This window comes from Acidovorax sp. 99, from assembly GCF_003096455.1.
Lineage (GTDB): Bacteria > Pseudomonadota > Gammaproteobacteria > Burkholderiales > Burkholderiaceae_C > Acidovorax > Acidovorax delafieldii.
The window spans coordinates 1-19,518 of record NZ_QEKU01000002.1 but is presented as its reverse complement, the minus strand read 5'-3'; the positions used below and the strand labels follow the sequence as shown (position 1 = coordinate 19,518).

The window sequence follows — 19,518 nt, the reverse complement described above, 5'->3', positions numbered from 1 at the left end:
GAACCCATGGCAAAGAACAAGAAGGGTGCCAAAGGCGCCAAGCACAAGGCCGATGTGGACGGTACCGGCACTGCCCACGGCTCAGCGCGCGACGAGACAGCGACACGCTCGATCGGCCGCGAGGACTACGAAGCACAGTTGCACATGCTGCAGATCGAACTGGTGAAACTGCAGCGGCATTTCATCAAATGCAACGACCGTATCCTGATCCTCTTGGAGGGAAGGGACGGCGCAGGCAAGGACGGCAGCATCAAGCGGCTGGTCGAACACCTGAGTCCTCGGGAAACACGGGTCGTCGCGCTAGGAAAGCCCTCCGACCGGGATCGCACGGGCTGGTACTTCCAGCGCTACGTCCCGCACCTGCCGGTTGGCGAAGAGCTCGTGGTGTTCAACCGCAGTTGGTACAACCGTGCGGGCGTGGAACCGGTGATGGGCTTCTGTACCGCCGAGGAGCACGAGGAATTCATGAACTCAGTGCCCAAGTTCGAGGAGATGCTGGTCAACTCCGGCATCAAGCTGCTGAAGTATTACCTCGACATCGGCAAGAAGGAGCAGAGCCGCCGGCTCGGGGAACGCCGCCGTGATCCCCTCAAACAGTGGAAGTCGAGCCCGGTGGATGCCGTCGCGCTGAAGCACTGGGACGGCTATACACGGGCGCGCGACGAGATGTTCATGCGCACCCATACGGCCGCAGCGCCCTGGTCTGTCGTGCACGGCGACAACAAACGGTTGGCGAGGCTCAACCTGATCAGAGACATCCTCTCCCGGCTGCACTACGCCGGCAAGAAGCACAAGGTCATCGCTCCCGACCGGGAGATCGTCTTCGAGTTCTCGCAGGACTGCCTGGACTCGGGCCGACTCGCTCGTTGAGACCACGTACACAGCGAACAGGAAGAACATCCATGAAGTCGATCAACGTTGAAGTCGGAGGGCTCGTATCGAGCCTGAGCGCGGAGGGAGTACGCCGCAAGCTGCTGCAGCTTCCCGGCGTCCATCATGCAGATGTCAACTATGTTGCGGGAAGCGCAACGGTCCATCTCGATGAGGGACAACTCAGTGTCGAGGATCTGCGCCAGCGCATCGCCGAATGCGGCTATCACTGCCGTGGCGAGCAGACGCCCAAGCACGTGTGCGCGCCCGCCGCTGGCGTCTCTGCCGACCCCAGCCATGCGGTGCACGGCCATCACGGCGCACCCGCACGTCAGGCGCAAGAGATGGGGCATGAGGGGCACCACGCGCATGCCCCCGCCACGGCCGCACGCGCGAAGGCTGCGGCCACCACGCCCGCCGCCCATGCTGCGCACCAGGCCCACGCAGGCGACCCTGCGATGGCAGACATGATGCACGACATGGGCCACGGGTCGGGCTCGATGCAGGACATGGCCCGGGACATGCGCAATCGCTTCTTCGTGGCCCTGGTCTTCGCCATTCCCGTGTTCTTCTATTCCCCGATGGGGAAGATGTTCGGCGACTTCCAGACGCCGTTCGGGCTGGACGACAAGCTCTTTCTTTTCTTCCTCGCGAGTGCCGCGATCATCTATCCAGGTTGGCCTTTCTACGTGGCGGCGTGGCGCGCGCTGCGCAACGGCGTCGCCAACATGGCCACGTTGGTCGTGCTGTCGGTGGGCACCGGCTACCTGTTCAGCATCGGCGCGACCTTCTTCTACGAGGGTGAGGTGTTCTATGAAGCGGCATCGGTGCTGCTGGTCTTCATCCTGCTGGGGCACTGGCTGGAGATGCGCGCCCGCGCGGGCGCATCCGACGCGATTCGCGCGTTGATGGATCTCGCCCCGCCCATGGCCACGGTCGTGCGCAACGGGGTGGAGACCAAGGTACCGACCGCCGAGGTTGCAGCCGGGGAACTGGTCGTGATCAAGCCCGGCGACAAGATCCCGGTGGATGGCGAGATCGTCGAGGGCGCGTCGCAAGTGGACGAGTCGATGCTGACGGGCGAGTCCATGCCGGTCAAGAAGGGCGTGGGCAGCACCGTCGTAGGCGCCAGCATCAACAAGAGCGGGAGCTTTCGCTACAAGGCCACGAAGGTCGGCGCGGACACGGCCTTGGCGCAGATTGTCAAGCTGGTCCAGGAGGCCCAGAACTCGAAGGCCCCCGGCCAGCTGCTGGCCGACCACGCATCCCAGTGGCTGGTGCTGGCGGCGATCGTGATTGGCCTGCTGACCTTCAGCGTCTGGTACTGGGTGATGGGACAGACATTGCTGTTCGCACTCACCTTGACCATCACCGTGTTCGTGATCGCATGCCCTGATGCGCTGGGGCTGGCCACCCCGATGGCCATCATGGTCGGGACCGGGTTGGGCGCAATGAACGGCATTCTCTTCAAGAATGCGGCCGCATTGGAGAACGCCACCAAGTTGACGGTCGTGGTGTTCGACAAGACCGGCACCTTGACACTGGGGCAGCCCGATGTCGTCGAGATGGTGGCCGCGCCCGGTGTCGAGGAGACGCGGCTTCTGGCGACGGCCGCCGCGGTGGAGAAGTTCTCCGAGCACCCCCTCGCGCTCGCAGTGCTCAAGCGTGCGGGAGACATGCCGACGGAGGTCACCGAGAACTTCACCAACATCGATGGGCAAGGCGCACGGGCCACTATCGGGGGCGAGACGGTGCTCCTGGGCAACCGGCTGCTGATGCAGTCGGAACAGGTGGATCTGGCCCCCCTTGCCAGCGAGGCGGCGCGGCTGCAAGGCGGGGGGCGCACTGTGGTCCACGTCGCGCGCGGTGGCCGGCTGATCGGCCTCATCGCGATCGCCGATGCCGTGCGGCCGACCTCGCGCGAGACGATCGCCAAGCTGCAGGCACGCGGCGTGAAGGTCGCGATGCTGACCGGGGACAACCAGGCGACCGCCGAGCGCATCGGCAAGGAACTGGGTATCGACATCGTGCTTGCGGATGTGTTGCCCGGGCAGAAGGCCTCCAAGATCAAGGAACTGCAGCAGCAGGGTCACAAGGTCGGCATGGTCGGCGACGGCATCAACGACGCTCCGGCGCTGACGCAGGCCGACGTGGGCTTTGCGATTGGCGCGGGGACGGACGTGGCGATGGAAAGCGCCCAGGTGGTGTTGATGAAGAGTGACCCCTACGATGTGGTCGGGGCCATCGAACTGTCCCGGGCGACGCTGCGCAAGATGCACCAGAACCTCTGGTGGGCCGTGGCCTACAACGTGATCGCCTTCCCGCTGGCCGCCGGGGTGCTGTATCCGTTCACCTTGTCGCCCGAGGTCGCTGCATTGTCCATGTCGGGCAGTTCCGCGATCGTCGCGATCAATGCGCTGATGCTCAAGCGCACGCGCCTGCCGGGGATCAAGCGCGTGACGTCGCGTGCCAGGGTCCCAGCGGCCGCGTCAGCCTGAGCGGCGGGCCACCATGGTAGAGAGCCGCGCCATGCGATCACCGCGCGAATCCGAGCCCACCCGCCAGCAAGACCTCGGCGTCGCGCAGCTGGGTTGGCTCGCTGCGGCCGTATTCGTCGTCTCGGCCGGATATGGGGCACTGATGCCCTTGATCCCCGACTGGCTGCGGCCCTTGATGGGCGACGCGGATCCTGCGACGCTTGCGCGCCATGTCGGCTACCTCAGCGGCATCTACACGGCGGGCATCCTGCTGGGTGCGCCCCTGTGGGGCATGCTGGCGGACAGGCTGGGGCGTGCCCGCGTGTTGCTGGTGGGCCTGATCGGCTACGTGGCCAGCCTGCTCCCGCTGCTGCGCCCCGAGGCCCTGGGCGTGGTCGGCATCTATGCGCTGCGCGGCGCGACGGGCTTTTTTGTGGCCGCGGTCGTGCCGGTGGTGCCGGCGCTCGTCGCGCAGTACACCCCAGAATCGATTCGCGCCAGGCGCTTTGCATGGCTGGGTGCGATGTCGCTGCTCGGGTTCCTGTTCGGCCCCGGCCTGAACGCCGCTGCAGAACGGCTTGTCGGCCTGGGCTTCTTGAGCGTGCTGGTACAGGGCTCATCGACCACGCTCGTGATCGCACTCTCGGCCGCGCTCGGCGCGCTGATGATGCTGGGCCTGGCCGCAACGCTTCCCGCACCTTCCTCCCGTGGAGAGGCGGACGCAGCCGATCACGACGGAGCACCCCGGAGCCGCTCCCTGGCGCTCTGGATTCTCAACGGTGTGGTCATGTTCGTGCTTGCCGGCTTTGAACTCGGCATCGTGCTGCAGGGCCAGCGCCACCCCGATCTCTCCTCCCGAGAGGTGTCGTTGATGTTCGCCGAGTGCAGTCTGGTGATGCTGGGCGTCAACGCGGTGCTGTTCTTCACCGGCCTGCTGGAGCGCGCCGACCCACGCCGCGTACTGGCCTGCGGCATGGTCCTGGGCATCGCCGGGCTCCTGATGCTGGCCCGCCATGGCAGCGAGATGTGGCTGTACGTCGGCGTGAGTTTCACGGCTGCGGGCACGGGTCTCGTGCTCCCCACCCTGGCCTACCTCGCTGCCGGCACCTCGGCGCGGCGGCTCGGTATCGCGATGGGAGGGCTCGCCGCGGCAGCCGGCCTCGGACAAACACTGGGATCGGCCGCCACCGGATGGCTATTCGGCGCTGTGATGCAGAGCACCTTTGTGTGGCTGTCGATTCCACTGGCCGCCACCCTCGCGCTGCTGCTCATTCCGCGGCATTGGTGGCCAGCCAACCCCGTCCTGGTGAGCGCTTCACCGTCCCGCACTTTTCTCACTTCCACGGAAACCGAACCATGAGACTGATCCTGATGTCCCTGCTCGCAGCGCTTGCCCTGTCGCTGAGCGGATGCGGCTACAACGACTTCCAGCGGCTGGACGAGCAGACCAAGTCCGCCTGGTCCGAGGTGCTGAACCAGTACCAGCGGCGCGCCGACCTGATCCCCAACATCGTCGCGACCGTCAAGGGCGAGACCAACTTCGAGCAGGAGACGCTGACCCGGGTGGTCGAGGCCCGCGCGAAGGCGACCTCGATCCAGGCCACGCCGGAACTCGTCAACAACCCCGAGGCGTTCCAGAAGTTCCAGGCGGCACAGGGCGAACTGTCCGGCGCGCTGAGCCGGCTGCTGGTGGTGAGCGAGAACTACCCGCAACTCAAGGCGAACCAGGCTTTTCAAGACCTGCGTGCCCAACTTGAGGGCACGGAGAACCGCATCACCGTGGCGCGTGGGCGCTACGTGAAGGCGGTGCAGGATTACAACGTGCTCACGCGCAGCTTCCCGACCAACATCACGGCCAAGCTGTTCAGCTACGTCGTCAAGCCCAATTTCTCGGTCGCCGACGAGAAGGCCATGGCGGCGCCGCCACAGGTCGATTTCGGCGCCTCGGCGCCGGCGGCGCGCCCCTGACATGAGAACGCCCAGAACAGCGGTGCTCTCTCCGGCGGCCCCTCTTCGGCTGGCCCACGCTCTGGCCTGGCTGCTGCTGAGCCTGTTCCTTTCGGTCGCGTCCGCGCAGGAGTTGGTCGCCGTTCCCCCGCTGCAGGCGCGCGTCACCGATCTCACGGGAACGCTCGCCGCCGATCGTGTCGCCGCGCTGGATGCGCAGCTTCGGGCCTTCGAGCAACGCAAGGGCGTGCAGATCGCCGTGCTGATGGTCCGCTCGACGCGGCCCGAACCCGTCGAGCAGTACGCCCTGCGGGTGGTAGAGCAATGGAAGCTCGGCCGTCGCAAGGTGGACGACGGCGCGTTGCTCCTGGTGGCCAAGGACGACCGCACCGTGCGCATCGAAGTCGGATACGGCATCGAGGGTGCGCTGAGCGACGTGGTATCGCGGCGCATCATCGACGAGGTGATCACGCCGCGCCTGCGCCAGGGCGATTTCGACGGCGGCATCGCCGCAGGCGCCGAACAGATCATGCGGGTGATCGATGGCGAGGCCCTGCCTGCGGCGGACCCACGGCGGCAGGGGCAGACCAACGACATCGGGCAGGCCTGGCCCTTCCTGTTCGTCGCGGCCCTGATGCTGGGCGGAGTGCTGCGCAACGCCCTCGGCCGCCTTCCAGGCTCCCTGGTCACGGCTGGCGTGCTGGGTGCCGCTGCGTGGCTGTTGGTGGGCACCTTCGCGGTGGCCGCGGTGGCTGGACTGGCGGGATTCCTCGTCACGCTGCTGGGCATCGGCATGGGTGGCCACGGCGGCCTGCACGGGCGCCACCGGGGAGGCGGCTGGCCGGGCGGAGGATTGGGCGGTGGTGGCGGTGGATTCCGCGGCGGCGGCGGCGGCTTCGGTGGCGGCGGCGCGTCAGGACGGTGGTGAGATGAACATGCAACGACTTCTTCGCCACCTTGCGACCACGGATCGCGCAGTCCGCCGCGCCTTCCCCCCGCGTGCCCTGGATGCGATCGAGCAGGCCATCCGCACTGGAGAGTTCCAGCATGGGGGCCAACTGCGCTTCGTGGTCGAGGGTGCGCTGGACGGATCGCCACTGTGGCGCAACCAATCGCCGGGCGAGCGGGCGCTGGACCTGTTCGCACGCCTGGGTGTGTGGGATACGGCGCACAACAGCGGCGTCCTGATCTACGTGCTGCTGGCCGACCGGGCCGTGGAGATCGTGGCCGATCGCGGCATCCATGCCTGTTGCGGTGCCGAAAGGTGGTCGGCTGTGTGCCAGCGCATGGAAGCCCAGTTTGCGCAGGGACGCTTCGAGGCCGGAGCCCTGGAAGGCATCGTGGCCGTCAGCCACCTGCTGGTGCAGCACTTTCCGCGGGGCGCGGACCACGGCAACGAGTTGCCGGATCGGCCGGTCCTTCTTTGAACGACAACATCCTTGGAGACCTACCATGCAACTTCAATTTCTGGGTGCCACCGGCACCGTGACCGGTTCCAAATACCTGCTGCGCCATGGCGACGCGACCATTCTGGTGGACTGCGGCCTGTTCCAAGGATTCAAGCAACTGCGCCTGCGCAACTGGGAGCCGCTGCCGGTCGCGCCCAAGATTGTCGACGCGGTCGTGCTCACCCACGCCCACATCGACCACAGCGGCTACCTGCCACTGCTGGCGCGACAAGGCTTTCGCGGCCGGGTTTACTGCACGTCCGCGACGCACGAGCTGTGCAAGATCCTGCTCACCGACAGCGGCCATCTGCAGGAGGAAGAGGCGAAGTTCGCCAACCGGCACGGTTTCTCCAAACACCAGCCCGCGCTGCCGCTGTACACCCGTGAGGACGCCGAGCGCTGCCTGAAGCTGTTCGCGCCACGTCCGTTCTCTCAGGACTTCGAGGCGCTGCCCGGACTCACCGCGCGGTTGACGCCTTCCGGGCACATGCTCGGCTCGGCCTTCGTGCACCTCAACGACGGCCGGCGATCCGTGCTCTTCTCCGGCGACATCGGCCGGCCCAACGACCCGGTGCTGCGCCCGCCGGTGCAGGTCCCCGGCGCCGACTACCTGCTGGTGGAATCCACCTACGGCAACCGCAAGCATGAAGCGTCCGACGCACTGGCGCAGCTGGAGACTGTCATCAACAAGACGGCCGCCCGTGGAGGGGTCGTGGTCATCCCAGCGTTCGCTGTCGGCCGAGCGCAGAGCCTGATGTACGGCATCTACCAGCTCAAGAAGCAAGGGCGCATCCACCAGCACCTGCCCGTGTACCTGGACAGCCCGATGGCCATCGATGCCACACGGCTGTACCACGCCCATCGCGACGAGCACCGGCTCTCGCCCGAGGAATGCGAGGGCATGTGCCATGCCGCGAAGATCGTCAACAAGGTCGAGGAGTCCAAGGCGCTCAGCGCCGGTCGTGGACCGATGGTCATCATCTCCGCCAGTGGCATGGCCACGGGAGGACGCGTGGTGCACCACCTCAAGTCATTCGCGCCCGACCATCGCAACACCATCCTGTTCGCCGGCTACCAGGCGGGCGGCACCCGTGGCGCCGCGATCGTGCACGGCGCGTCCACCGTCCGCATCCATGGCCAGGACGTGCCGATCCGCGCCGAGGTGGCCTCGCTCGACAACCTTTCCGCCCACGCCGATGCCGACGAGATCCTCGCGTGGATGCGCGGCTTCACGCAAACACCGCGCCGAACCTTCGTGACCCACGGCGAGCCGGAGGCGGCCGATGCGCTGCGCGCGCGGATCGACCATGAACTGGGCTGGTCGGTTGCCGTGCCCGAGTACCTGCAGACGGTGGATCTGGTATGACGGCGCACCTGCACGAGACCGGGACCGGCACCGGAGAGGATGGCGTGAACACGCTGCAGGCGTGGCGCACCGGCATCGACACCCATCAGGAGCCGGTGGTCTACATGCGGCGCGACTGCCCTGTCTGCCGGTCGGAGGGTTTCACGACCCAGGCGCGCGTGCAGCTGACGGCCGGCCGCCGCAGCATCGTGGCGACGCTCAGCGTCGTCGATGGGGATTGGCTGGCCGAGAACGTCGCTGGCCTGTCCGAATCGGCATGGGCGTCGCTGGGGGCGCAGCCGGGCCAGCTGGTCACGGTGACCCATGCACCGCCGCTGGATTCGCTCAGCCATGTCCGGGCCAAGGTCTACGGCAATGCCCTGGGCGATGCCGAGTTCAGCGCCATCATCTCCGACGTCGCGGCGGGCCATTACTCTGACCTGCATCTGGCCACCTTCATCACCGCCTGCGCCGGCGATCGCCTGGACCTCGCGGAGACCGTCTCGCTCACGAAAGCCATGATTGGCGTCGGTGACCGCATCGATTGGGGGCGCCCGCTGGTGGTGGACAAGCATTGCGTCGGCGGCCTGCCCGGCAACCGCACGACCCTGCTCGTGGTGCCCATCGTGGCCGCCTGCGGCCTCACGATGCCCAAGACCTCCTCGCGCGCCATCACCTCGCCGGCCGGGACGGCCGACACAATGGAGGTGCTGGCGCCGGTGAACCTGGATGTGCGGAGCATGCGGCGCGTGGTCGAACGCACGGGCGGCTGCATCGTCTGGGGCGGCTCGGTACGGCTCAGCCCCGCCGACGACATCCTCATCCGCGTCGAGCGGCCGCTGGACCTGGACAGCGAGGGCCAGCTCGTCGCCTCGGTCCTGTCCAAGAAGGCCGCTGCGGGCTCGACCCATGTGCTGATCGACCTGCCCGTGGGTGCCACCGCCAAAGTGCGCAGCGCGCAGGCCGCGGCGGCGCTCGGTCGGCGCCTGCAGGAGGTGGGCAGCGCCATCGGCCTGCACGTGGCCTTGCGCGTCACCGATGGTGAGCAGCCGGTCGGCCGCGGGATCGGCCCGGCACTGGAGGCCCGCGACGTGCTGGCCGTCCTACAAGGGACGCCCGAGGCCCCGGCCGACCTGCGGGAGCGAGCGTTGCGGCTGGCGGCGGACATCCTCGAAATGGGCGGTGCAGCGCCCGCCGGCGGCGGCCTGACGCTCGCCACGCTGGTGCTGGCCGACGGCCGCGCCTGGGCCACGTTCCAGGCGATCTGCGCTGAGCAGGGCGGCCTGCGCAGCATCCCGGTGGCAACGCATCGGCACACCGTCGCATCGCCGTCCACGGGACGGGTCTCCCGAATCGACAACCGGCTGCTCGCGCGGGCGGCCAAGCTCGCCGGAGCACCGACCGCCGCTGCCGCCGGCATCGACGTGCATGCGCGCCTGGGCGACCAGGTCGAAGCGGGACAGCCGCTCTTCACGCTGCACGCCCAGGCGCCGGGCGAGCTGGCCTATGCGCTGCAGTTCGTCCGCTCGCGCCCACCGATCTTCCAGATTTCGGAGAACCTATGAAACCTCTCGTTTTTCACCTGCCGGGCGACGAAGACTTCGCCGATGGACTGATCCGGGCGTTGGGCGCGCAGCGGGCTGCCCTGCAACTGCACCGGTTCCCGGACGGCGAGTCGCTGGTGCGGCTGGACGCCGACGTCACCGGCCGCACCGTCGTGATCGTGGCCAGCCTGGCACAGCCGGACGCCAAGGCGCTGCCCTTGTTGTTCGCCGCGGACGCAGCGCGCGACCTCGGCGCCACCCGCGTATTGCTGGCTGCCCCGTACCTGGCGTACCTGCGTCAGGACCGGCGCTTCAACACGGGCGAAGCCATCACGTCCCGCACGTTCGCTGCGCTGGTGTCGACGGTGTTCGACGGTATCGTCACCGTCGATCCCCATCTGCACCGCTACCGCTCGCTCGGCGAGGTCTACCGGGTGCCGACCCGTGTGGTCCAGTCCGCGCCCGCCATCGCGGCCTGGGTCGCAGCCCATGTGGACCGTCCCGTGTTGATCGGACCCGATGCGGAAAGCGAGCAATGGGTCCAGGAAGTCGCGCGCTTGGCTGGCGCGCCGTTCACGGTGTTGCAGAAGATCCGCCGGGGCGACAAGGACGTGGAGGTCAGCCTTCCCGACACCGCGGCCCTGGCAGACCGCGAGCCCGTGCTCATCGATGACATCGTGTCCAGCGCGCGCACGATGATCCAGGCAATCGCCAGTGTGCGCAGCGTGGGATTGCCGCCACCGGTGTGCATCGGGGTGCACGCCCTGTTCGCCGCCGACGCGTACCACGCACTTCTTGCGGCAGGGCCCCAGCGGGTGGTGACCTGCGACACCGTGCCGCATGTTTCCAACGGCATCAGCGTGGTGGCACCGCTGGCGACAGCGGTGCAGGAACTGATGGAAGCCGGCGCGCCATGAGCCGCTGCGCCGCGCTCGCCATGACGTTCACGATCGAGGGGAGATGACCGCCCATGTGCTTTTCTGCACCCGCCAGTTTCACGGCCGCAGCGGTTCTGCTGGGCCTGGGGACCGTCACCATGCGCCGAGCCCGCTCACGGCGCGAGTTGCCCTATGCCGCCATCCCGCTGCTGTTCGGGATCCAGCAACTGCTCGAAGGCATGCTGTGGCTGACATTCCCCGACCGCGCGCCCTTGCTGAACGCGGGACTGACGCATCTCTACTCGTTCTTCTCACATGTCCTGTGGCCGATCTACGTGCCGCTGGCCGCCCTGGCGCTGGAGACCGTCCGTTGGCGCCGCCGGGTGCTTGTGGCCATTGCAGTCGCGGGCGCGCTCGTCGGGCTGTACCTGCTGGCGATGCTGGTGAAGCTGCCTATCACGGCCCGCGTGGTCGGCCAGCACATCCTCTACGACTCGCCGCACTTCTACGTGCTCACCACGATGGCCCTGTACTTGATCGGCACCTGCGCAAGTCTGATGGTTTCCAGCCACCGGCGCGTGGCGGCCTTCGGGGTGGCCGCCTTTGTCTCCGCAGTCGCCGCCTACCTGTTCTATGCAACCTGGTTCATCTCGGTGTGGTGCTTCTTCGCCGCCGTGCTCAGCATCATCGTGCTGTGGCAGTTCCATGTACCCCGAACGAGGCTGGCCGTGCCATGACAGACCGCCCGGCCGGATTCAAGCCCGCACTCGCTTACCACGCGCTCACCCCCCTGTACGACCGGGTGGTCACGCTGACCACGCGGGAGCACGCGTTCAAGCCGGCTCTTGTGGCACAGGCGTCGATCCAGCCGGGGCACGACGTGCTGGATGTGGGGTGCGGGACGGGAACGCTTGCCCTCCTTGCGGCTTCCACGTGCCCACTGGCCCGTGTCATTGGGCTCGATGCCGACCCCGCCATCCTGGCAATAGCCCGCCGGAAGGCCGCGGGCGCGTCGGCGTGCGTCCGGTTCGATGAAGGCCTGTCAACGGCGCTTCCCTACGGCAATGGCGCCTTCGATCGGGTCGTGTCGAGCCTCTTCTTCCACCACCTGAGACCCGCCGACAAGCGGACCACGGCCCGGCAGATGCATCGTGTGCTGCGCTCAGGCGGCCAACTGCACGTCGCGGACTGGGGCCACGCGCACGGACCGGTCAGCCGCGCGGCGTTTTTCGCGGTTCAGTTGCTCGACGGATTCGAGACCACGCGCGATGCGGTCGCCGGCCGGTTGCCGACGGTGCTCGCGCAGGCGGGATTCGCGCAAGTCGCCGAGACACGGCACTTCATCACCGCCTTCGGCATCCTGTCCCTGTACCGCGCCACCAAGGATGCCTCATGAGCGCCCAAAGCCGTCTCACCGTTCTGTTCTCCGACATCGCGTCAGCGGACCAGGCCGCGCTGCAGCTGCGTCTTCCGCCCCGCTGGCACGCGCATTTCGTCCAAAGCGAACGCCTCGTGGCGTCCGACGCCGGCGATGAAGCAATCGAGGTCCTGTGCGTCTTCGTGCGCACGCGCGTGGACGAATCGGTGCTCCGGTTGCTGCCGCGCTTGCGGCTCGTGGCAACGCGCTCCGCGGGCTTCGATCACATCGATCTGCAGGCTTGCCGCCGACGCGGCATTGCCGTGTGCCACGTGCCGGATTATGGGTCTGCCAGTGTCGCCGAACATGCCTTCGCGCTGCTGCTGGGCGTGACCCGCCATCTGACACAGGCCCACGAGCGGGCGCGCCAGGGCTCGTTCGCCTACCGCGGCCTCACCGGCTTCGAGCTGGACGGCAAAACGCTGGGCATCGTCGGGCTGGGTCGCATCGGGCGCCACGTGGCCCGTATCGCCCTGGGCTTCGGCATGGACGTTCTCGCCCACGACCCATCCCTCGACGCCACGGCAGAGCCTATCGCCGGCATCCGTTTGGTGACGTGGGAGCAGATCCTGCAAAGCAGCGATGTCCTGAGCCTCCATGTTCCGGCCACGCAGGCCACGCACCACCTCCTCGATGGCCAGGCCTTCGCGCGCATGAAGCCGGGCATGGTAGTGATCAACACGGCACGGGGAGCGCTCATCGACGAGGCCGCCTTGCTGCACGCACTGGAAGAAGGTGCCGTCGCGGCAGCAGGACTGGACGTGCTGGAACAGGAAGGGGCACTGTCTCCCGAAGTGCCCACGGGCTGCGGCGGACTGGGTTGCGATACCGGCTGGACGGCATCCAGCCCGCTGCTGATCCATCCGCGTGTGCTCGTGACACCGCATGTCGGGTTCAACACATCCGAGGCGATCGCGCGCATCCTTGACGAGACCGTCTCGAACATCGCCGCCTGGCATGCGGGTCGGCTGCGCAACAGGGTGGATGAGCCATGACGCGCCCGGACCGCCCCGTTTCCGCCGCACGCCTTCCGGGCCATACACCGCAACGTTCGGCGCTGCGCCGGGCGACGCAGATCGCGATGGCCCTGACGGGTTTCCTGCTCTGGGTGGCCTGGCACCGGGGACTGATGCGCTGCGACACCCACCGGGCGGCCGACCGCTTCGCCGAAGTGTTGCAGCGATTGGGCACGACCTTCGTGAAGCTGGGCCAACACCTCAGCCTGCGGGCAGACATTCTTCCGCCCGATGCGCAAGAGGCTCTGGCCAGCCTGCAGGCGCATGTGGCGCCGTTTCCTCCCGAACAGGCTGTCCAGGAGATCGAGGCGGCGCTCGGCTGCCCCTGGCAGCAAGTCTTCGCGCGCTTCGACATGCACGCGCTCGCCGCGGCCTCTATCGCCCAGATCCATCGTGCAGCCCTGCCCGACGGGACGCAAGTGGTGGTGAAGATCCGCCGTCCCGGCGCCGCCGAGCAGGCCGAGACCGACATGCGCATCCTGCGCCGGCTCGTGCTGGCCATGCAGTGGTTCATTCCCTCGCTGCGTCGCTGGGGGCTGGCAGCCATCGTGGACGAGGTCGCGGCCAACTTCCGCTACGAGATGGATTTGTCTCGCGAGGCAGCTTCCGTGCGGCGGTTTGCCGACGCGTGGCGGGGCTCTGCCGACATCGTGATCCCCGACGTGGTGGACGGCCTGTGCACGCCGACCGTCATGGTCCAGCAGTTCAGCCACGGTGCCCACCTGCACGGTCTGCCTTCGCCCACCGCGGTGGCGGCCGCGGGCAAACTCGTGGACAGCTACGTCGCCCAGATCTTCCGCGATGGCTTCTTCCACGGCGACCCCCATCCCGGCAACGTCTTCGTGATGGACGATGGCCGCATCTGCCTGCACGACTTCGGCATCGTGGGGCGGGTCGATGGCAACATGCGGCGCGCGCTGGTGGCGTTCGCCCTGGCCTTCGTCGAGCAGGATGCCGAATGGGTGATCGATGCCTGGCTCGACCTGGGCCTGCTCGGCGACGGCACCGATCGGGCCGTGTTCGTGCCTGTGGTGCGTGCCCTGGTCGCGGACTGCGCGCAGCGGCCGCTGAAGGACTGGTCGCTCTCCGGTGCGCTCGCGCAACTCGTGGCAGCCGGCCGGACCCAGGAGGTCCGGCTGCCCAGGGACCTCCTGGTGCTCACCCGTACCCTGCTGTTGCTGGAAGGGACGGTGCGGCTGCTGGCACCAGAGTTTTCCATCATCAAGGCCATCTCGCGCCACACGACCACGGGCGTCTTCGATGAGCGCAAGTCTGCGGCATCGCAGCGTCTGCCCTACGAGCTGGGGAACGCAGCCAACGCCCTGCCCACGCTGCTGGCCCGGCGACTGCACAGCGTCCTGCGGCAGCGCGAGCTGCTGCAACTCTCGATCAAGCCCGACGCCAGGATGCTGAGCGGCATCGACCGCCTCGGCCGGCGCATCGCGCTGGCGCTCGTGACGCTGGGCCTGTACATCGCTTCGAGCTTGCTGATGCAGCACGGCGTGGGCCCGCGCTGGGGCGACATGCTGGTACTCGCACTGCTGGGCTATGCGCTGGCGATCCGGTTCACGTTTTCCATCGCGCGCAGCCGCGGCTGAGGCGCCTCATCAAGCAAGGAGTCAGGCATGAACAAGGTCAGAGTGGCGGTGAACGGATACGGCGTGATCGGCAAGAGGGTGGCGGATGCGGTCGCGCTCCAGGAGGACATGGCCCTGGCTGGCGTCGCGGACGTGGTGCACGACTATCGCCTGCAGGTCGCCGCGCAGCGCGAGTTCCCGATACACGCGGCGACCGCTGAAGCACGAGAATCGATGCGTGCTGCTGGACTTCCTGTGGCGGGCGACCTGGCCGACCTGCTCGCCCACGCGGACGTCGTGGTCGACTGCACACCTAAGAAAGTCGCCGCGGTCAACAAGGGTGTGTACGACGCTGCCGGCGTGAAGTCCATCTTCCATGGCGGCGAGTCCCATGCGTTGACCGGTCATTCGTTCGTCGCGCAGGAGAACTACGCAACCGCGATCGGCCGCACCTCCACCCGGGTGGTGTCCTGCAACACGACGTCGATCGTGCGCACCCTGGGGGCGCTTCGGACAGCGGGCCTGCTCAAGCGTGCCCGCGGGACGCTAATCCGCCGGGCTTCCGACCCGTGGGAGGCGCATGCGGAGGGCATCATCAACACGCTCGTGCCGGAGAAGACGATTCCCAGCCATCAGGGACCGGACGCGCGTACGGTGATCCCGGACCTGGACGTCGTCACGATCGCGGTCAAGGCGCCGCACAACAGCAGCCACCTGCATACCTGGTGGGTCGAACTGACGAGGCCGGCGACGCGCGACGAGGTGCTGGCGGCCTTTCGCGCGGCACCACGGATCGCGTTCGTGCGTTCCTCCGATGGTCTGGTCGCCCTCAACAGCACGGTGGAACTCATGGCCGATCTTGGCCGCCCGCGCGGCGACCTGTGGGAGGTCGCCTTGTGGGAGGACGTCCTTTCGGTCGATGGCGATCAGGTGTACTACACCTACCAGGTCTTCAACCAAGCGATCGTGATTCCCGAAACCATCGATGCGATTCGTGCGTTGAGCGGCATCGAGGCCGATCCCCTGGTGTCGATGGCGCGGACCGACTCTTCCCTGGGACTGCGGCGCGATTTCATCCGCGATCGCGTCCCGGTTCGGCGATGAGTGAACTCAATGATCCCATGCTGGTCGGGCTTGGGCTGGCGCTCGCTTCGGGGCTCCTGATCGGCCTGGAACGGGGTTGGCAGCAACGTGAGCGGCCCGAGGGGCATCGGGTCGCGGGCGTTCGCACCTTCGCGCTGATCGGCCTGCTCGGCGGCCTTGGTGGCCTGCTGGCCCAGCGCTGGGGAGCCGGCATGCTCATCGCGCTGCTGGTACTCGTCGGGTTGTATCTGGCGGTCGGCTACCTGGTGACGGCGCATATGCATGCCGTGATGGGACTGACCACATCCGTCGCCGCCCTTGCGACATTCGCCATCGGGGCGCTGGCGACGAGCGGCGCTTGGCAAGTCTCGGCGGTCGCGGCCGTGGTCGTGCTGGCACTGCTGCGTTTCAAGCAGTTCTTGCACGCCGGCGTCGGCAAGCTGTCGGAGGCGGAGATCAGCAGCGGCACGCAGTTGCTGTTGATCAGCGTGGTCGTGCTGCCTGTGCTCCCTGACCGTGGCTTTGGCCCCTATGAGGCGCTGAATCCCTATCGCCTTTGGTGGGCCGTTGTCCTGCTGGCTGTGCTGTCGTTCACTGGGTTCGTCCTGATGCGCTCGCTCGGCAGGAAGCGAGGGCTGGTATTCACAGCGCTGCTCGGGGGGATCGTGTCGAGCACCGCCACCACGGCCACGTTGGCTCGGTGGGCCGGGCAGACGCCAGGGTGGCGTCCACTGGCAGCGGCGGGTGCGGCGCTCGCGTGCGCAGCCATGTTTGCCCGCATGGCGGCCCTCGTCGCCATCGCGGCCCCCGGCATCGGCTGGGGCCCGGTGGTCATCTTTGTGGCCATGGCCGCAGTTGGCGGCGTTGTGGGGACGTTCTTGGCGGCGCGGTCGTCCGCCGAAGACTTGCCCGAACTGCAACTTGGAAACCCGTTGCAACTGCGCTCCGCGCTACATTTCGCGGCGTTCTTGGCCGCGGTGATGCTGGCAGGCCGCTTTCTTGCCGATCGCTTCGGGGATGCCGGAGTCATGCTCACCGCCGCCGCCTCGGGTCTTGTGGACGTCGATGCGATCACGCTCTCGATTGGCCGTCTGGTAGACGAAGGCGCCGTCACCGCCGCATCGGCCACCCTGGCGTTGTTCATCGCGGCGTCCGTCAATCAAGCCACCAAACTTGTCCTGTTGACGTCGTTGGACGGAAAGGCGCTTGCGTGGAGAGTGTTCCCGTCGTATGCGGCAATGGCTGCGGTTGGCTTTGCAGTCGCCTTGGCCCTGACCTGACGGAATGCCAGGAGCAACGGGACAATGGCGGTCTTGCGAATCCAGCATGGGCCGCCGCGACATCCGACCACACCCATTCCACAAGACGGCGACCAGCGGCAGGGCGGTCTGTCGCCGCAGACCGCCGATAAATCCGGTCGCGCCATGTGACCGAAAGGGGGGTCAAGCCGGGGCCATCACCACGCGCGGGTCTCCATGCCCCTGCACGGCCGCCAACTCCTCGACGCTCAGCAAGCTCGCCGGATCGACACCGAGCCCTTGAGCCGCCTCGGCCGCCACGTGCGCCCAAGTGCAACGGTTCGCGAACAGCATGCCGGCCACATCGAGCGTCCCACCGCGCGCCTGGTTGAATCGCCCCGGATTCCCTAGACACTTTTGAGCCGTTGGAAATGGCGTCTTTCGAACTCTACCGGTGAAGTATCTCCGGCAGTGCCGTGGCGTCGCTTAGGGTTGTAAAACATCTCGATGTAATTGAAGACATCGGCTCTGGCTTGATCGCGGGTTGGGTAGATCTGGCGGCGGATTCGCTCTCGTTTCAAAAGTTGGAAGAAGCTTTCGGCCACGGCGTTGTCATGGCAATTGCCCCGACGGCTCATGCTGGAAACCAGGTTGTGAGCGCGCAGGAAGTCTTGCCATGCATGCCCAGTGAACTGACTGCCCTGATCAGAGTGGACGGTGACAGCGGCTTTGGGTTGCCGGCGCCACAATGCCATCAGCAGCGCGTTGAGCACTAACTCAGTGTCGATGCGGTGCCCCATGGACCAGCCGATCACCTGCCTGGAGAACAGGTCGATGACGGCGCTCAGGTACAACCAGCCTTCATGGGTGCGGATGTAGGTGATGTCGGTCACCCATGACTGATTGGGCTCGCTGACATTGAACTGGCGCTGCAGATGGTTTGGTGCCACCACCGCTGGCTTGGCGCCACGCGGGCCAGGTCGGCGTCGATAGCCAGTCTGTGAACGCAGGCCTTCAAGCTTGAGCAATCGGGCCACGCGGTGCTTGCCGCAGCGCTCTGCCAGGTCGCGCATGTCCATCGTGAGCTTGCGATAGCCATAGACGCCGCCACTCTCCAGCCACGCGTGCTTGAGCAGGCCCAACAAGCGTTGATCGTCCTTGCCACGAGAACTCACCGGATCGGGGTGATCTCGGTTTTCTGGCAAAAGCAGAAAGTTTTGAACAAAATAATTTCTAAATCAACTACTTAGAAGTTTTCCCCAACGCCGCGCCAACCTGAAAGTCTTCAAGCGTTTTGCCGAGCGCAAGCGCTTCACTCAACCAAGTGGGACGTCGCCCGCGCCCGCCCCACGTGTTGCCATTTGCGTCCCGATACAAGGCAGTGGTCGTCTCCGTGTTGTCCCCGTCGAACAAATCCTCTGGTTCCAATCCAAATCGAGCAATGGCCTGCTTTATCAGCGGGATGATCTCCTCCGCTGCACTTGCCTCGGTCATTGCGTCTTCAAGCCGCCTCTTCATCTGAGCAAGTGTCTTTGGCAATGCAAACTCCTATTGCTATGTGAAGTGACGCGCCAGCACATGCTTCACAGATCTTGCGACAACGCTTCCACCAGTCGCTCCTGAAGCTGAACATCTGCTGCTGTTGCGTCTGCTCTTGGGATTACCGCCCATTGAGAGCACTGAACAGACATCTTCCTTACCTCCGATGTCGCCAAGCATGACAGCCGGAAGACTGTCCCAATGATTTTTCGGCTTTTCTCGGCATAAATACGCTGCCAGAGGTTTGAGTGTTTGTCGCTGAAATCCTGCAGCAGGCGCACCAGCCCCCTTTTTAACTCGGTATCGTCTTTCGCAACGAGAAGCTCTCCCTTGGGATTGAGTATCTTTGACACGTCCATCGCAATGATGCCCCGATGGCCTGACCCAATCTCTGCATTAAAAGTATCCTGAAGTTGCGAGCAGGCTTTGCGCAGATTGCGCTCCAGCGCATGTTCAGTTGTCACGCGCTTACATTCAACCCAGATCTTGCGTCCCTCAATCTTGATTCCGGTGTCGCTGCGCGCATTCAAGATCGCCTCCACGCGGCGAGCCGGCCGATGGGCCATTGCAGCTACCGTGGCTTCGAACAAGTAGTTGCGTGCGGCGGTGGTTTTGGGGGTTTCATTGGCTGCATTGATCGGGCCATTGACGGCCTTTTTCAGCTTCTCTGTCACGGAAATCAGTTGCAGTGGCGCAACCCCTTGCAAGGCCTGATGGATTCTTGTGAACTCTACGATTTCAAGCAGTGAACTCACAAAGTCTGGGAACGCTTGATCCGCTATCCTCGATAGAAGCGGTGAGGTACGCATCCTTCCAGTAGCCAATGACCTTTTCAAAGTTGGAAGTGCGTCCAACCTGCAGGTCAATCCCCAGATCGGTCATCCACTTCATCGCTGCCAAATACTCTTGATGAATGTTCGAAAAAGAATTCGAGGGGATCATCTTTGAGAACGTGTTTTTATCCATGAATGCCAATTCCCGGCTGTTGAAGGCTCTCAGTTGCTGCGATACAAACCCAGCTCACTGATCTTCTGGCGATTGTCCGCGACGTAGAGCGCCTTTGCACGGATCTGCCCAAGCCACGGCCTTGGCCTCAAGTCCACTCAATCCTGATCGGGCGCTGGCACTTACGCGCAGGG

Annotated in this window: 19 protein-coding genes and 1 pseudogene; 15 read left to right on the top strand and 5 right to left on the bottom strand. The window is 66.0% G+C overall.

The genetic code is table 11. The features are described from left to right. Window positions 1-6 precede the first annotated feature (6 nt). The 15 genes from ppk2 (at window position 7) to C8C95_RS22820 (ending at window position 16,882) form a co-directional block, all read left to right on the top strand. Window positions 7-870 carry a polyphosphate kinase 2 gene (ppk2, locus tag C8C95_RS22890; protein WP_023087280.1) on the top strand — a complete coding sequence of 288 codons (864 nt, stop codon included), beginning with the start codon at window positions 7-9 and terminating at the stop codon, window positions 868-870. A 32-nt stretch (window positions 871-902) separates the two neighbouring features. Next, a complete protein-coding gene (locus C8C95_RS22885) occupies window positions 903-3,368 on the top strand; it encodes a heavy metal translocating P-type ATPase (protein WP_116750435.1) in 2,466 nt (821 codons plus the stop codon). A 31-nt stretch (window positions 3,369-3,399) separates the two neighbouring features. Beyond that, window positions 3,400-4,707 carry an MFS transporter gene (locus tag C8C95_RS22880; protein WP_116750494.1) on the top strand — a complete coding sequence of 436 codons (1,308 nt, stop codon included), beginning with the start codon at window positions 3,400-3,402 and terminating at the stop codon, window positions 4,705-4,707. Continuing rightward, window positions 4,704-5,315 carry a LemA family protein gene (locus C8C95_RS22875; protein WP_009516025.1) on the top strand — a complete coding sequence of 204 codons (612 nt, stop codon included), beginning with the start codon at window positions 4,704-4,706 and terminating at the stop codon, window positions 5,313-5,315. The genes C8C95_RS22880 and C8C95_RS22875 overlap by 4 nt, the downstream gene beginning before the upstream one ends. 1 nt (window position 5,316) lies before the next feature. Then, on the top strand, window positions 5,317-6,222 hold the full coding sequence (locus C8C95_RS22870; protein ID WP_116750434.1) for a TPM domain-containing protein: 906 nt from the start codon (window positions 5,317-5,319) through the stop codon (window positions 6,220-6,222). Window position 6,223: 1 nt separating this feature from the next. Further along, window positions 6,224-6,721 (top strand): TPM domain-containing protein, encoded by a 498-nt coding sequence (locus C8C95_RS22865; RefSeq protein WP_003121538.1) that lies wholly within the window; start codon window positions 6,224-6,226, stop codon window positions 6,719-6,721. 25 nt (window positions 6,722-6,746) lie between these two features. Beyond that, a complete protein-coding gene (locus tag C8C95_RS22860; protein WP_116750433.1) occupies window positions 6,747-8,108 on the top strand; it encodes an MBL fold metallo-hydrolase in 1,362 nt (453 codons plus the stop codon). Next, window positions 8,105-9,652, top strand: a complete 1,548-nt coding sequence (locus C8C95_RS22855; protein ID WP_116750432.1) for a thymidine phosphorylase family protein — start codon at window positions 8,105-8,107, stop codon at window positions 9,650-9,652. Before C8C95_RS22860 ends, C8C95_RS22855 begins: the two co-directional genes overlap by 4 nt. After that, on the top strand, window positions 9,649-10,548 hold the full coding sequence (locus C8C95_RS22850) for a ribose-phosphate pyrophosphokinase (protein ID WP_023093280.1): 900 nt from the start codon (window positions 9,649-9,651) through the stop codon (window positions 10,546-10,548). The genes C8C95_RS22855 and C8C95_RS22850 overlap by 4 nt, the downstream gene beginning before the upstream one ends. 53 nt (window positions 10,549-10,601) lie before the next feature. Further along, window positions 10,602-11,246, top strand: coding sequence for a DUF6629 family protein (locus C8C95_RS22845; RefSeq protein WP_116750431.1), 645 nt, complete (start codon window positions 10,602-10,604; stop codon window positions 11,244-11,246). Further along, on the top strand, window positions 11,243-11,905 hold the full coding sequence (locus C8C95_RS22840) for a class I SAM-dependent methyltransferase (protein ID WP_116750430.1): 663 nt from the start codon (window positions 11,243-11,245) through the stop codon (window positions 11,903-11,905). The genes C8C95_RS22845 and C8C95_RS22840 overlap by 4 nt, the downstream gene beginning before the upstream one ends. Continuing rightward, window positions 11,902-12,921 carry a hydroxyacid dehydrogenase gene (locus C8C95_RS22835; protein ID WP_116750429.1) on the top strand — a complete coding sequence of 340 codons (1,020 nt, stop codon included), beginning with the start codon at window positions 11,902-11,904 and terminating at the stop codon, window positions 12,919-12,921. The genes C8C95_RS22840 and C8C95_RS22835 overlap by 4 nt, the downstream gene beginning before the upstream one ends. A gap of 86 nt (window positions 12,922-13,007) precedes the next feature. Then, on the top strand, window positions 13,008-14,540 hold the full coding sequence (locus C8C95_RS22830) for an AarF/UbiB family protein (RefSeq protein WP_207780667.1): 1,533 nt from the start codon (window positions 13,008-13,010) through the stop codon (window positions 14,538-14,540). A gap of 27 nt (window positions 14,541-14,567) precedes the next feature. Continuing rightward, window positions 14,568-15,623 carry a type II glyceraldehyde-3-phosphate dehydrogenase gene (locus tag C8C95_RS22825; RefSeq protein WP_116750427.1) on the top strand — a complete coding sequence of 352 codons (1,056 nt, stop codon included), beginning with the start codon at window positions 14,568-14,570 and terminating at the stop codon, window positions 15,621-15,623. Beyond that, on the top strand, window positions 15,620-16,882 hold the full coding sequence (locus tag C8C95_RS22820) for an MgtC/SapB family protein (protein ID WP_116750426.1): 1,263 nt from the start codon (window positions 15,620-15,622) through the stop codon (window positions 16,880-16,882). Before C8C95_RS22825 ends, C8C95_RS22820 begins: the two co-directional genes overlap by 4 nt. 162 nt (window positions 16,883-17,044) lie before the next feature. On the opposite strand, the gene C8C95_RS22815 is transcribed toward C8C95_RS22820, so the two are convergent. The 5 genes and pseudogenes from C8C95_RS22815 to C8C95_RS22795 form a co-directional block, all read right to left on the bottom strand. Further along, window positions 17,045-17,194 carry a hypothetical protein gene (locus C8C95_RS22815; RefSeq protein ID WP_243415799.1) on the bottom strand — a complete coding sequence of 50 codons (150 nt, stop codon included), beginning with the start codon at window positions 17,192-17,194 and terminating at the stop codon, window positions 17,045-17,047. A 53-nt stretch (window positions 17,195-17,247) separates the two neighbouring features. Continuing rightward, window positions 17,248-18,018, bottom strand: a pseudogene (locus tag C8C95_RS22810) (IS3 family transposase); the annotation flags it as partial. A gap of 64 nt (window positions 18,019-18,082) precedes the next feature. Beyond that, entirely contained in the window at window positions 18,083-18,379 is a 297-nt protein-coding gene (locus C8C95_RS22805; protein ID WP_133246256.1) for an H-NS family nucleoid-associated regulatory protein, read from the bottom strand. Between the two features lie 44 nt (window positions 18,380-18,423). Beyond that, window positions 18,424-19,134 carry a hypothetical protein gene (locus tag C8C95_RS22800; RefSeq protein ID WP_133246255.1) on the bottom strand — a complete coding sequence of 237 codons (711 nt, stop codon included), beginning with the start codon at window positions 19,132-19,134 and terminating at the stop codon, window positions 18,424-18,426. Then, the gene (locus C8C95_RS22795) at window positions 19,118-19,345 is read right to left on the bottom strand and encodes a hypothetical protein (protein WP_133246254.1); all 228 of its coding nucleotides are present in this window, start codon (window positions 19,343-19,345) and stop codon (window positions 19,118-19,120) included. Before C8C95_RS22795 ends, C8C95_RS22800 begins: the two co-directional genes overlap by 17 nt. Window positions 19,346-19,518 lie beyond the last annotated feature (173 nt).